12 protein-coding genes and 2 pseudogenes are annotated in these 12,845 nt (G+C 53.0%); 5 read left to right on the forward strand and 9 right to left on the reverse strand.

What is annotated here, in order from left to right; genetic code table 11:
* Positions 1-98: 98 nt before the first annotated feature.
* From ACZRMH_RS25140 to dmeF, 4 genes and pseudogenes are all read right to left on the reverse strand, one after another.
* Positions 99-980 (reverse strand): annotated as a pseudogene (locus ACZRMH_RS25140) (diguanylate cyclase domain-containing protein); the annotation flags it as partial.
* A gap of 36 nt (positions 981-1,016) precedes the next feature.
* The gene (locus ACZRMH_RS25145) at positions 1,017-2,135 is read right to left on the reverse strand and encodes a methyl-accepting chemotaxis protein (protein ID WP_400632334.1); all 1,119 of its coding nucleotides are present in this window, start codon (positions 2,133-2,135) and stop codon (positions 1,017-1,019) included.
* Between the two features lie 168 nt (positions 2,136-2,303).
* Positions 2,304-2,471: pseudogene (locus ACZRMH_RS25150) on the reverse strand (PAS domain-containing protein); the annotation flags it as partial.
* 685 nt (positions 2,472-3,156) lie between these two features.
* Positions 3,157-4,122: a CDF family Co(II)/Ni(II) efflux transporter DmeF gene (dmeF, locus tag ACZRMH_RS25155; RefSeq protein WP_169883453.1), complete on the reverse strand. Its 966-nt coding sequence runs from the start codon at positions 4,120-4,122 to the stop codon at positions 3,157-3,159.
* A gap of 288 nt (positions 4,123-4,410) precedes the next feature.
* Here dmeF and istA point away from each other — a divergent pair, with 288 nt between their 5' ends.
* Together istA and istB are read left to right on the forward strand one after the other, a co-directional pair.
* Positions 4,411-5,910: an IS21 family transposase gene (gene istA, locus ACZRMH_RS25160; protein ID WP_102619021.1), complete on the forward strand. Its 1,500-nt coding sequence runs from the start codon at positions 4,411-4,413 to the stop codon at positions 5,908-5,910.
* Complete coding sequence (gene istB / locus ACZRMH_RS25165) at positions 5,903-6,706, forward strand: IS21-like element ISPsy20 family helper ATPase IstB (protein ID WP_029241171.1); 804 nt, start codon at positions 5,903-5,905, stop codon at positions 6,704-6,706. Before istA ends, istB begins: the two co-directional genes overlap by 8 nt.
* A gap of 192 nt (positions 6,707-6,898) precedes the next feature.
* Here the strand turns inward: istB and ACZRMH_RS25170 are convergent, their stop codons facing one another.
* The 5 genes from ACZRMH_RS25170 to ACZRMH_RS25190 all read right to left on the reverse strand — a co-directional run bounded on the left by ACZRMH_RS25170 (position 6,899) and on the right by ACZRMH_RS25190 (position 10,845).
* Positions 6,899-7,450: a helix-turn-helix domain-containing protein gene (locus tag ACZRMH_RS25170; protein ID WP_032901689.1), complete on the reverse strand. Its 552-nt coding sequence runs from the start codon at positions 7,448-7,450 to the stop codon at positions 6,899-6,901.
* Between the two features lie 514 nt (positions 7,451-7,964).
* Positions 7,965-8,588 (reverse strand): recombinase family protein, encoded by a 624-nt coding sequence (locus ACZRMH_RS25175; protein ID WP_048377566.1) that lies wholly within the window; start codon positions 8,586-8,588, stop codon positions 7,965-7,967.
* Between the two features lie 223 nt (positions 8,589-8,811).
* Entirely contained in the window at positions 8,812-9,162 is a 351-nt protein-coding gene (locus ACZRMH_RS25180) for a TrfB-related DNA-binding protein (RefSeq protein WP_048377565.1), read from the reverse strand.
* Positions 9,159-10,067, reverse strand: a complete 909-nt coding sequence (locus tag ACZRMH_RS25185; RefSeq protein ID WP_048377564.1) for a ParB/RepB/Spo0J family partition protein — start codon at positions 10,065-10,067, stop codon at positions 9,159-9,161. The genes ACZRMH_RS25180 and ACZRMH_RS25185 overlap by 4 nt, the downstream gene beginning before the upstream one ends.
* A 10-nt stretch (positions 10,068-10,077) precedes the next feature.
* Entirely contained in the window at positions 10,078-10,845 is a 768-nt protein-coding gene (locus tag ACZRMH_RS25190; protein WP_048377563.1) for a ParA family protein, read from the reverse strand.
* Positions 10,846-11,759: 914 nt separating this feature from the next.
* On the opposite strand from ACZRMH_RS25190, the gene ACZRMH_RS25195 reads away from it, so the two are divergent.
* Genes ACZRMH_RS25195 through ACZRMH_RS25205 form a run of 3 tightly spaced genes read left to right on the forward strand, consistent with a single transcriptional unit; the run spans position 11,760 to position 12,767 of the window.
* Positions 11,760-12,230: a TrbC/VirB2 family protein gene (locus tag ACZRMH_RS25195; RefSeq protein ID WP_053070065.1), complete on the forward strand. Its 471-nt coding sequence runs from the start codon at positions 11,760-11,762 to the stop codon at positions 12,228-12,230.
* Positions 12,227-12,526: a VirB3 family type IV secretion system protein gene (locus ACZRMH_RS25200; RefSeq protein ID WP_082149917.1), complete on the forward strand. Its 300-nt coding sequence runs from the start codon at positions 12,227-12,229 to the stop codon at positions 12,524-12,526. Before ACZRMH_RS25195 ends, ACZRMH_RS25200 begins: the two co-directional genes overlap by 4 nt.
* Positions 12,513-12,767, forward strand: a complete 255-nt coding sequence (locus tag ACZRMH_RS25205) for a hypothetical protein (RefSeq protein ID WP_464015742.1) — start codon at positions 12,513-12,515, stop codon at positions 12,765-12,767. The genes ACZRMH_RS25200 and ACZRMH_RS25205 overlap by 14 nt, the downstream gene beginning before the upstream one ends.
* Positions 12,768-12,845 lie beyond the last annotated feature (78 nt).

The raw sequence follows: 12,845 nt of genomic DNA on the forward strand, positions 1-12,845 counted from the left end.
TGATCGCGCGCTCTTCAACGCTGAGTTCGGAATAGGACATAGGGGCAGCACCGTACCGGAAAGGTCAGGTGTTGCACTCAGTTTTCGCGGCCGCCCATCTTATCTTTTGATACATCAAACAAATGGAAACGGTTACGGCCACTTTGTTTGGCCTTATACATAGCCTGATCGGCATGACGTAGCAGTGTATCGGCATTCTCATTATCGTTTGGATAGAGCGTCACACCGATACTGGCGGAAATATTAATGCCTATGCCATCGATGATGTAGACGGCGGAAAGGGCAGCTAAAAGCCTCCGCAGGGCGCTTTCCAACACCTTGGGATCCCGCCCACCCAAAATCAGCACGAACTCATCGCCTCCCAAACGGGCTACGGTATCTTCGATACGCATACTATGTTTCAGGCGATCAGCCACCGCCACTAACAGACGATCACCTATCTCGTGGCCATAGCGGTCGTTAATCTGCTTAAACCCATCGAGATCAAGCACGCCCACGGCAACCGTGCTGGGCTGGCTCTTTGCTTTGACAATAGCCTGATCAAGCGCTTTGGACAGCAAAAAACGATTTGGAAGACCCGTCAGCTCGTCGTGCTCAGCCTGCCATTGCAAGGTTTCCAGAAACTTCCGCTTTTCGGTCACATCGAAACGAATGGAAACGTATTTCTGCACCCGCTGGCTGGCATCATCGTACATGGGTACAATGGTGCTCTCTACCCAATACAGGCTGCCATCCTTTTTACGGTTGCAAATTTCACCTTTCCATACCTGCCCACGTGAAACTTTTTTCCACATATCAATAAAGAACTCAGGGGGATGCTGCCCTGAGTTTAGTATGCGGTGGTTTTGCCCAATCAACTCCTGTGCGCTATAGCCAGAAATATCACAGAACTGTTCATTGACATAGGTGATTATTCCGGATTTATCGGTTTCCGAGAAAATAGCTGCCGCATCCACCGCTGCACGGTATCTTGCACTCATATATAAACCTAGTTCACCAAAATAATTATAAGGTCACTACCTGTTGAACCGTTCAACCAACGAGTTTAAACCACGGGATGTACTTTCAAGTTCCCGGCCACGAATCACGGCGGAGTTAGCATTCTTCGCTGTTCTCTCAACCGTTCCCGCTACGTTATTAATCTGCCGAGCAATATCTTCAGCGACACTAGCCTGCTCTTCTGAAGCGGCTGCCATTTGCTGGCTCATACCACTGATCCGTTCAACAGCATCGCGAATGCCTTGGAGAGCACACTGCGCCTCTATAACTTGCTGTACACCGTGGTCGGCCTCGCGAATACCGAGTTTGGCAATGCTCACAGCCTCATCTGCGCCTTTTTTAAGGGTTTCAATGACGTTTTGAATTTGTTGAGTCGATACGCGGGTTTTAGCAGCCAAGGCCCGGACTTCATCAGCTACTACCGCAAAACCTCGACCCTGCTCACCAGCCCTAGCCGCTTCAATTGCAGCGTTGAGAGCGAGTAGGTTGGTTTGATCAGCAATGGCTTGAATCACCCCCGCAGCAGCCATAATTTGCTGGGTTTCATTGGCAAGGTAATCCACAGCAGTGCTGATATTTGTGACGGTACTGGCCAGCAACTGAATGGCCTCACGGGAAGTACCGGCGACTTTATCACCTTGTTCAGCCAGTTCATTTGCTGCTTGCGCTTCCATGGCGGTTTTTTGAACATGCCCTGCCACTTCGTTGATTGAGGCCGCCATCTCCGTCATGGCGGCTGCCGTCATGTCCGTTTCCGCTCGCTGCTCCAGCAAGGCATTTTCAGTTTGGTTCGAGAGTAAGGAGGAATGCGCAGCGGCTTCAGCCACTTGGCTGGCCAGATCGCTTAGCCGAGTCAGTGCGGTTTTAAGGCGTGCATCCTCACTAATCAATATCATTTCCAACTGCGCTGAAGGGCCATACATATCGCTGTAAGTGATGGCGCTAATCGGATCTGAAAAAGCGTCAGGGGCGCATTTCATGATATGACTCAACTGATGTTCCAGCCGCGTATAGGACCACCATCCTGTAACGAGAAAGAGCACGGCAGTTACCGCTTGTGCTGCCAGGCTTGGCAGCACGCTAGCCGCACCTATTGCCAACGCAGCCGCAGTTGCAGGTAAGACCATCCTCCTCATGAATGCCGCATAATGACGATTTTGGGGAATGGAATTTTTACCTGCACGCAACCGGTCATACAGCTTTTGTGCGCGATCAATTTGCTCCCGAGTCGGCTTGACTCTAACGGACTCGTAGCCTGTTAAGCGGCCATCTTCGAGAATAGGTGTCACATACGCACTGACCCAATAGAAGTCACCATTCTTGCAGCGATTCTTGATGATACCCATCCAGCTTTTGCCAGCCTTCAGATAGCCCCACATCAGCCCGAAAACAGCTGGAGGCATGTCGGGATGACGAACCAAATTGTGCGGACTGCCCAACAACTCTTCACGAGAATAGCCACTTATTCTCATAAACTCGTCATTCACATAGGAAATATTCCCATTCGTATCCGTAGCAGAGATCAATCGCTGCTGGACTGGAAATATTTGTTCAACGGTTGTGACAGGCAGGTTCGAGCGCAAGATGAGTCTCCATAAGCAATAATGGCATTATGCCATAAGGCGTGACTAACGGGTCATGCGAAATAAAGGGAAATCACAGAGCACTGAGATGTTGGTACGCTAAGCCATGGTTCTCAGCTGCAACCATTATCTGACACTGGTGACTTCGGTTGAAGTCCCCCCTGCCAGTGCGAATAAGGGGTCATGCCGAGATAAGGCAAAAAATAGGGCATTTACAATGCAAGTAATTGATTTATAAGGGATCGTGTAACTTATAAGTTTTCCTGAAGGCTGGCCAAGATCTCGGCTAATCCGACCCTACAGTTGGCGTTGCCTCTGGAGTTTTCAATTTTGACCAGTAATTACCGAGCAAAATGAGTGAATTTCCCTTTATCTCGGCATTACCCCTACTTCAACTGGACGCTCGCAACGGCCTAGGTTGGGTTTTGGTTCCACTGCTCCCCAAAGCCATGAAGAGAGCAGCGGAACAGGAAATGCACTAAGCCAAGTCGGCTTAGCGTTCGTTTGTTGGGTAGCCAGACGCGGTCACCCGCGCCCAGCCCCCGAAGAACTGAGCGTGCTGCCTGTCAGCGCGTCACGCGCTTACTTGCCATCTACGCTGGTTCACCTCGACTGTGATATGCACCAGCTCTTCATGAATACTCAGCTGTTGCCGGATGTAATCCGGCTCGGCGGCATCCATGACGGCGAGCGAAAGGATGCAGGCGTACTTCCCCTTGCCCACACGCCAGACGTGTAGGTCGGTGATGGTAGCCCGGATGGGGCTGGCCTCGATGACCTCCCGGATTTCCGCGATCACCGGGACATCCATCTCGGCATCGAGCAGTACGCGCCCGGTGTCACGCAGCAATCCAGAGGCCCAGATCGCGACCAGCCCGGCGCCGACGATCCCCATCACCGGGTCGAGCCAACTCGCGCCCCAGAATTTACCCCCTATCAGCGCCAGGATGGCGAGCACCGACGTCGCGGCGTCGGCCACTACGTGCAAATAGGCGGAACGCAGATTTAGGTCGTGATGATGGTCATGACCGCCATGCTCATGGTGATGGCCGTGTTCGTGGTGGTGGGCATGGCCATCCTTAAGTAGCCACGCACAGGCAAGGTTGACCAGCAGACCGACCCCAGCAATCGCGATGGTTTGATCGTAGTGGATCGGTGTCGGTGAGATCAGCCGCTCAACCGACTGGTAGAGCATTAACCCGGCAACACCAATGAGGAAGATTGCACTGGTGTAGCCGCCCAGCACCTCGATCTTCCATGTGCCAAAGGCGAATCGCGCATCGTGGGCGAAGCGCCGGGCTGCTGAATAAGCCAGCACCGATAGGCCGAGAGCCAAAGCGTGTGAGCTCATGTGCCAGCCATCGGCCAAGAGCGCCATCGAATTGTACAACCAGCCGCCGACTATCTCGACAAGCATCATCGCTGCTGTCAGAAACACGGCCCAGCGGGTATTTCTTTCGGCCAGCGGATTACCCTCATCGAAGACATGAGAGTGGTGCCAGCGCTCAACAAGGCCGGAAGATTGGGGTTTGGGGAGCAATGGAACCAAAAACCAACGTAAGCCCGACTAGCACCGTTCAGAGCCCTCTTCCCAGGCATCCGACTCGATAAAACCATTGCGCAACTTGACCACCCATTGGCGCCGTTATTGACCAGCCGGCTGCATTCTTGACCAGTTATTTGCATTCGGAGTGACCAGGAGGGGGGCAATAGTGTTGCCGCTGACCGAAAACTGACCCAGTAGAGGCTCTTCTGCCGACTGAAAACTGACCCAGGTGTTCAACTGCTTCTGCTCACTTTTCGAGCAGGAGAACACAGGGTGATCAGCATGGAAATGTTGGGAAAAATCCGGCGGATGTACTTCCGCGACAAGCTCTCGCTGCATCAGATAGCCAAGCGTACCGGGCTGTCGAGAAACACCATCCGAAAATGGGTCAGAGCGCCCGAAGCCATTCAGCCAGCGTACCAACGGTGCGCAACCTTCAATAAGCTCAGCCCTTTTCACGAGACCCTGGAGCAGGCGCTCAAGGCCGATTCGTTCCGGCCAAAACACAACCGCAGGAGCGCCAAAGCACTTTTTGAGCAGATCAAAGCCGAGGGTTATGACGGCGGTTACAGCCAGCTCACGGCGTTTGTGCGCTCTTGGCGAGGCGAGCAAGGCAAGTCTTTACGCGCTTTTGTACCGCTGACGTTTGCGCTCGGTGAGGCCTTTCAATTTGACTGGAGCGAAGAAGGTCTGCTGATCGGTGGTCTTTTTCGACGTATCCAGGTCTCCCACATGAAGCTGTGTGCCAGCCGCGCATTCTGGTTAGTTGCGTACCCCAGCCAAGGCCACGAGATGCTGTTTGATGCCCACACCCGTTCGTTTGGAGCGTTGGGTGGTGTGCCGCGTCGCGGCATCTACGACAACATGAAAACGGCTGTCGACAAGGTCAACAAAGGCAAAGGGCGCACGGTCAACGCCCGGTTTTCCGTGATGTGCGCGCACTATCTGTTCGATCCGGACTTCTGCAACGTGGCCTCTGGCTGGGAAAAAGGCATCGTCGAAAAGAACGTTCAGGACAGCCGGAGGCGAATCTGGCTCGATGCTCAAAACTGTATGTTTCACACCTTCGAGGAACTGAATGTCTGGCTCGGCCAACGTTGTCGGTCGCTCTGGAGCGAACTGGTGCATCCGCAGTACAACGGGCTGACGGTGGCCGAGGTCTTAGAGCTGGAGCAGGTCGAAATGATGCCAATGCCGACGGCATTTGATGGCTACGTCGAGCGTACCGTGCGGGTCTCCAGCACCTGCCTGATCAGCGTGGCGCGAAATCGCTATTCAGTGCCATGTGAGCGCGTCGGCCAGTGGGTCAGTAGCCGTTTGTACCCTTCGCGGATCGTGGTCATTGCTGACGAAACGGTGATCGCCAGTCACGAGCGCCTCTTTGATCGAGATCAGGTCAGTTTTGACTGGCAGCACTACATCCCACTCATCGAACGCAAGCCTGGTGCATTGCGCAACGGTGCGCCATTTGCTGATCTGCCAAAACCGTTACGGCTTCTCAAACGAGGACTGAGGCGTCACACCAACGGTGATCGAATCATGATGCAGGTACTGGCTGCTGTGCCAATTGCGGGGCTCGAACCTGTGCTGGTGGCGGTGGAGCTGGTACTTGAATCGGGAAGTCTGAGCGCCGATCACATCCTCAATGTCCTTGCCCGCCTGACCTCCACCGCACTACCTCCCAGTGTAGAAACCAGCCTGCAACTCAAGGTCGCGCCTGTTGCCAATACAGCACGCTACGACCGGCTCCGTGCGACCGATGAGGAGAATCGCAATGCGTGACCTAATGACTGAACTCAAAGAACTTCGCCTGCACGGCATGGCCAGTGCTTGGGAAGAACTGGTCTCTCAAGGAACAGCGTCGACGGCTTCATCGAAATGGCTGCTGGAACATCTGCTTCAGCAGGAACATGCGGATCGCGCGGTGCGCTCGGTGAATCATCAGATGAACATGGCAAAACTCCCCATGCACCGTGACTTAGCTGGCTTTGACTTCAGCGCTTCCAGCGCTGATGCCCGGCTGGTCAGCGATCTATCCAGCTTAGCGTTCACTGAAACGGCGCAGAATGTCGTGTTCATTGGCGGCCCTGGAACCGGGAAAACACACCTGGCCAGTGCCTTGGCTGTATCCGGAATCACGGCCCACAACAAACGCGTGCGCTTCTTTTCCACGGTGGATCTGGTGAATCTGCTGGAGCGTGAGAAGTACGATGGCAAGGCAGGGCGAATCGCCCAGGGACTGCTTCGCACAGACCTGGTGATACTGGATGAGCTGGGATATTTGCCCTTTAGCCAAAGCGGCGGTGCCCTGTTATTTCACCTGCTGTCCAAACTGTACGAACACACCAGCGTGGTCATCACCACCAACCTCAGCTTCTCGGAATGGTCGAGTGTGTTTGGCGACGCCAAGATGACCACCGCGTTGTTGGATCGGCTGACACATCACTGCCACATCGTCGAAACGGGCAACGAGTCCTACCGCCTACAACACAGCACCTTGGCCGCCCAGACAAAGATCAAGTCACGGGAACGAAAGCGCAAGGACGGAGATGATGTCGAGGACGATGAGCCATTTTGATCCGCACCATAAATACCCTGCTGCATGCCTACATGCGGTGGGGGTTGATGCGTCTTGAATCGGCCCACTGCTGCTAAGCTTATCCACAATTGCTGGGACAGAAATCAGCAATCCGTCCTGGGTCAATTTTCAATCGGCAGGGTGGGTCAGTTTTCAATCAGCGCCAACAGCCGTGCTGCGGGTTTCGTCGTTTCAGGCTTCTGAATTGTCGGAGATCGACGGCAAGTCTGGCAGCATGCTTTCGAACGTTTCTTGAACTGGCGGGGCCAGACCATCACCAGCTGGCAACTGCAAATCACCTGGTGCCATGACCGGTGCTTTCAACAGTTTGCCGCTGCCCAGGTCACTTTGATCTTCGGACGACACAAGCACACGCGCATTGAACCGTGCGAAGCGGATATTTTCGCGGCTATCCGCCCAAGCGATCCTGCTGTTCACCACGTAGGCCAGCGCTCCGCCTCGATCACTCCCCAGCCGGATTGTCTGAATCCAAGCCTGCTCGATCAGTACCGACAACGCTCGCTTTGTCGTTGCTGTAGAAGTTTCCATCAGCTTGGCCAAAGTAGCTTGGCTGGCAATCAGGGCACCGCTCTTATCCATGTTGGCCACGAGTATGTGCAGCAGCTGGGCCGCACGTGGAGCGTGCGCAATCAGTTGCGCCCATGCTTCGTGTCCAGCACGCTCTGTCTGAACCCAAGTCCCGCGTGGCGCGGGTTGGTGTAGATTGCGGATTTCCTCAGACATCGACCCTCCTGTCAGATCGTCCAAAAGTGATGTTTGCTATCTCTCAAACTTGTCAGATAGCGAGCAAGAATGAGCGAAGGGTAGCTCACGCTGTGCTCTATTGGTAGATCAAATTTGTTCGCTATCTGACAGACTTGTCGGATATCGCGCAAAAAATGAGCTAGGGGTAGCTCATGTTGTGAGCTACGGGTAGCTCAAGGATGTTTGCTATCGAACACCGATGAGCGAGGGGTAGCTCATAACGTGAGCTAGGTTAGATCACGGTCTATGAGCGAGGTTGGTTCACAGATGATGACCGAAGGTTCGCTCATAGGCTGAGCTATCTACTGCTCTGGAGGCCCCGTAAATCAAGGGGTCAGAAGTCCTGCCTCTTATGATCTCTAACTGTCGTCCTCTGCCACGCTGTTAACCTTGGGGTTGATAAGTCAAAGTCGCCTGCCGGCGGCGGCCACTCGTAAGCGCCTGACAGACTACGGCTTCGCCTCCGCTAGTCAGTCACTTCCGACCGGCTCAATTAACTGAGCTGTTGAACCTGGTCACGGATTTTGAGAACGGTCGTGGTTGAACAACCAGCGTGACGGGCAGTTGCTCTAATCCCCAAATTTGCAGCAAGCAGTTCACGTACACGCTTGTGCAGATCGGAATCAATGGGGCGGCCCTTATACGCCCCGGAGCTTTTGGCTTTGGCGATTCCCTGGGCTTGCCGTTCGCGGCGTTGTTGATAGTCCTTACGAGCAATAGCCGCCATCATTTCGATCATCATGTTATTGATTGCTCCAAGCATGCGACTGGTGAACTCGTCGCCTTGGGTGACTCTTAACGCCAGGTGACTGGTGGGCAGATCCAGCGCGACGATGCGAAGTCCTTTTGAGTCGATGGTCGTTTTGAGCATCCGCCAATCAGAATCTTCCATCCGTGACAGCCGGTCGATGCTTTCAACCAGGAGCACGTCGCCTTTGCGCGCATCCTTGAGCAAGCGAAGAAGTTCTGGCCTGTTCGCTTCGGTGCCGCTGGCATTTTCTGTGTATGTACTGGCAACAACCTGGCCATGGTCAGCTGCAAATTGTTCCAACGCGTCATTGGCTCGGTTAGCGTCCTGCTCGATGGTCGATGCTCGCAGGTAAGAACGGATGAACATGACGGGCTCTACTCCTTCGTATCATTTTGAGTGTTCATTTAAGAGTGTATCAAATTGAACGTATCACTAATCTAAGTAAAGCCCTGCCCGGTTTGCCTCTGACTGTCTCAATTCATGTATGCCCTAAAGAAACAGTCCCACAGTCAATGCTCAAGCTTCTGTGCTGCCATCCCCGATAGCGGTTTCAGCAGTTTTGAGATTGCTCGATAGTCGCTTTACCGAATCATGCGTCCTTGTCCTTCTTTGTTGTGGATTTACTCTGCCAATACCTCAATCGCTCCGTGTCGGCCTCTTTGACGAAACGATTGATCATTTCCTCGGGGGCGCAGATCTGCGCATAGCTCCAGCCTTCGGGAGCCTGGAGTAGATAGGCTGAGTAGATTTTGTCCCTTATGGCTAAAGCGCGCTGTTTCGTCAGTCCGTGAGCATTGGCCACTGCTACAAGCTTTTTGCCCTCAACGAGGATTTCAAAAGCCACGTCAAGGCTGCGGCTATGCATCTTTGAGTTACTGCGGATACGCTCGAAGTCTTCGGGTGGTATTCGTAGATCCTGGTCAGTGAGGCGGGTAGTCATTCTGCAGGCTTCCACTGGTCGGCGATTTGTTGCCGTGCTTTCTCCAGTTCCTCAGAGAGATACACCTTTTCAGACTTCAAGGTATTTACCTGCTCAGTCAGGAGGGCAACCTGTTCTTTCAACAAATCGAGTTCTGTCGCTTTGCCTGGTGTCTTGGGTTTGGCTTTGCCCCCGCCTATCCTGAGCGCCTTGGTTGTTTTGAGTTCCGTGCGTACTTCGTTGCGAACGTTCAGGTCAGGATCAGCTTCGGCACGCTGTACCACATTGGCGGCTGCAGCGGGGTCGAGACGTTCAAGGCGCGCTAGGTCGTTTACCACTGATACGTCAGCGGTTATTCCGTTCTGTACTGCTGTGCTGGTAGCTCCCCCGGCTTCGATGGCATCCAGATAGGACAAGCGTTCAGCCACCCAACTGATGCTCTTTTTCCATTCGGCAGCAACTGCCTGCAGGGTGCCTAATTCTTCCTTGTCGGCTTTCAGGGACAGGGCTATTTCGATTTGCAGAAGTCCTTCGCGTTGGACATTCTCAGAACGTTGAATCCGTTTGGCCTGGGCGTCTGTGAGGTCGCGCACTACTGCTTCAAGCAAAAGGCCTTTGAGTGCGCAAGACCGCAACCGTCGCTCACCCGCGACCATTAGGTATTTGAACCCGCTTCCAGGGTTTGGGTGGGGCCGTAGGACGGCAGCCTCTGCCTGTCCGTTCTGTTCAATGTCGTCGCCCAGTTCAATCAGAGATTCTTGTGTGAAGCCTGGGTTGTCCTTGCCTCGGATTTGCGGCTTGCACTCAACCTCGTCGGGGTTGACCTTGATGATGCGTTCACCTTCCAGAACTGCCGTTTTTTGCTTCTGAAAGTCAGAAAGCTTTTTGACTGCACCCCCGAATGCGTTGGGTTTCTTCGTTGTCATGACATGGCCCTCATTCAGCCCAAACTTTATCGAGAACGGCCTTACAAGCCCGTTTCATTTCCCGGCCCGCTTCACGCTGACTGCCGCTGCGGGCCTTCCACCAGACCGGATTACCAGCGGCCAGCGATTTGTTGATACAAGGCCGGTAGATGATCTGCTCCGCGAACATGGCATCACCGTAGCTCTCGCGAAGTCCGGGGAGGGCGTCTATTTCCTCGGGCGAACGGCTGTTCACCAAGTTCGGCAAATAGCCCAAAAAGCGCAGATCAGGGTTGTACCTGTCTTGCACAGTTTCGATGGTGTTCATCAATTTTGGGAGTCGAGCAAGGGTAAAGGCGCTGATATTGAACGGGGCCACCACGGCATGGGAGGCCGTCAGGGCCGCAACCATGCGACGTTGCAAGTTCGGTGGGGTGTCGATCATGCAGAGATCAAAATCGTCAGAAAATCGTTCCAGTGCAGGCCGTAGAGCGTGGATTACGTCTAGATCCATATCGTCCACGTCGAGCAGTGCTACGTCAGCTTCGATCAACCAGATGTTGGGACCGACCTGGCGTGGCTGACGCCCTTCATGCTCGCCATTGAACAACTGGCTGGACATTAGATAAGGCGTATTATCGCCATCCTCTGTTTGGGGAAAAAACTGCGATAGGTCGCCTTCATCAAGGTCTACGACCAGGACACGCTTACCATCCTCTGCCGCGCATGCTGCCAGGTGAATCTCTAGGGTGGTCTTCCCTACGCCGCCCTTTTGATTCGCTACAGTTGTGATCTTCATCATGATCTCCGACTTGTCCGATAGTGGACCGTGATTCAAGTTTGCATATGGTAAACCCTTTGGTCAACCCCAAAATAGGGTTTACTTTGTATTTTTCTCGCATGCGATAAATACACGACACCGCGTCGCGTTCTCGCACGCGAGAATTCATTTCACGGCTGCTCGACTTCGCGACCTTTGCCCCTCCTCACGTCGAACATTCGTTCAACTCAGCTCAATACCGGTCATCAGCTTTTTTTCAAATAGTTGAGAAAAATCCCATCCCCGCTGTCACACCCGCGTGGAAGGCTATGCCCTCTTGCCTTACCTCATACACGACATGAAGCCGCCAGGCCTCAAGGGATAGATCGTGAAACGCCTTATGTCTCAATCACTTATCGCTACCCATCAGTACGCAGGTTTATTCCTGGGGCATTCGTTCGTCCCCATCCTTTTCGGAATCCAAAAAACGCAACATGAAATGTTGATTTCATAAAATGAAAAGAATATATTGAGTAACGAAATGCATAAAACGTTAAACAAAACGCTAAAGAGGAAGAAAATGCGAGGTGGGATCTAGAAGAAAAATGTCAGGGGCTACAGTATCCCCTCTGTTTTTAGCGCTGAGCTATTCAGAGGACATGATGCAATCCCTAGATAAAAAAGACCTGGTGGTTTTCACCAACGCCCAACCGGATTACCGAGTTCATCTACAAGAGCGGTACTTGGATAATGTTCGGAAGTGGGAACTCATCATCGAAAGTCCGTCAACAGGGCAAGTGTTTTCGGTTGTTACAGCGTTAGGGAAGACCAGACTTTTTAAAAATGCCGATACTGCTATCGACTTTATAAAAGAGACCTGTCCTAACAATCCGCACAAAGCAATAACCATAACGTACGGGGATTCCCCGTCATGACTATGAAGAGGCAACGGTATGCAACTCGAAACAGGAAAATCGAATTTCCGTAAGTCAGAAACCATTAACAAACAATCCTGGGTAACCAAGCTTCAACAAAGCAACACGGTAACAACCCTTCGCAATATCGTCACCCCGAAACACGGAATGAACCATGCGGCCCTGATGCGCAAAGACTGGACTGCCAAGGCAGAAAAGATCGTCGTCATCGGGTCGCTGTTCTCCCTGAGCCTTCTCCCTGAATTTGCCAACGCGGCGATGGACTTCAGTTCGGTCAAGAACCTGCTGAAAGACATTGTTAGCTTCCTCATCTTCGATATCGGTTACTACCTGGGCATCCTGGCCATTGTGGTGCAGGGCTTCCGGGCTAAGTCGGGCCGTGTCGAGTGGTCCACCTTCGGTTGGACTGTCGCCGGTGTGTTCCTGGTGTTCTTCGCACCGAACATCGTCGCCGAGATCAAATCCGGCGCTGCAACCTCACTGCAATGAGTGCGGTCGAGCACGCACCCGATGAGGGTGAGGTGCTTGTCTTAGCGATGGCTCGACCATCTATGGTCGGCGCCTTCACGCTATCGAGCATTCTTATCAGCATCTTTGGACCGCTAATAACAGCATTGGTAATTCGCTCGTTATGGCCGGTTGGGGCAATACCACTTCTGTTTGGAATTTCGTATTACATTTGCAGCAAAGACGTTTATTTATTTGGTGTCTTGCAATCTGCATTTCGTTTACGGGCCTCTCGGAATAGGAACTTGTGGGGGTATCGGAGTTATGCGCCTCGTTGATAAAGCGCTTAGGAAATTGACGCGCAATCTTGACTTGTCGCTAGGCGTTCAACAGCCAGCAGGATCCGAAGAGGATCTGCTGGAGTTGGAAGTCAGCGCAATGGTGCCGTATGACTATCACTACGATGATCAGACGGTAATGACCAAGGAAAGCGCGTTAGTCCAAGTTATCAAAATTGATGGCTTGCTCTTTGATTCGCTGACCGAAGAACAGGTTAAACAGGGCGGCCGCGAAAACTGAGTGCAACACCTGACCTTTCCGGTACGGTGCTGCCCCTATGTCCTATTCCGAACTCAGCGTTGAAGAGCGCGCGATCAT

It is taken from the genome of Pseudomonas sp. B414, from assembly GCF_055408445.1.

Coding starts and splice junctions, on each gene's coding strand:
- ACZRMH_RS25185 (WP_048377564.1), bottom strand. CDS start 10,067: ATGACAACGAAGAAACCCAACGCATTCGGGGGTGCAGTCAAAAAGCTT.
- ACZRMH_RS25200 (WP_082149917.1), top strand. CDS start 12,227: ATGAGTGCGGTCGAGCACGCACCCGATGAGGGTGAGGTGCTTGTCTTA.
- ACZRMH_RS25180 (WP_048377565.1), bottom strand. CDS start 9,162: ATGACTACCCGCCTCACTGACCAGGATCTACGAATACCACCCGAAGAC.
- ACZRMH_RS25145 (WP_400632334.1), bottom strand. CDS start 2,135: ATGAGGAGGATGGTCTTACCTGCAACTGCGGCTGCGTTGGCAATAGGT.
- ACZRMH_RS25175 (WP_048377566.1), bottom strand. CDS start 8,588: ATGTTCATCCGTTCTTACCTGCGAGCATCGACCATCGAGCAGGACGCT.
- ACZRMH_RS25170 (WP_032901689.1), bottom strand. CDS start 7,450: ATGTCTGAGGAAATCCGCAATCTACACCAACCCGCGCCACGCGGGACT.
- istA (WP_102619021.1), top strand. CDS start 4,411: ATGGAAATGTTGGGAAAAATCCGGCGGATGTACTTCCGCGACAAGCTC.
- ACZRMH_RS25190 (WP_048377563.1), bottom strand. CDS start 10,845: ATGAAGATCACAACTGTAGCGAATCAAAAGGGCGGCGTAGGGAAGACC.
- istB (WP_029241171.1), top strand. CDS start 5,903: ATGCGTGACCTAATGACTGAACTCAAAGAACTTCGCCTGCACGGCATG.
- ACZRMH_RS25195 (WP_053070065.1), top strand. CDS start 11,760: ATGCAACTCGAAACAGGAAAATCGAATTTCCGTAAGTCAGAAACCATT.
- ACZRMH_RS25205 (WP_464015742.1), top strand. CDS start 12,513: ATGCGCCTCGTTGATAAAGCGCTTAGGAAATTGACGCGCAATCTTGAC.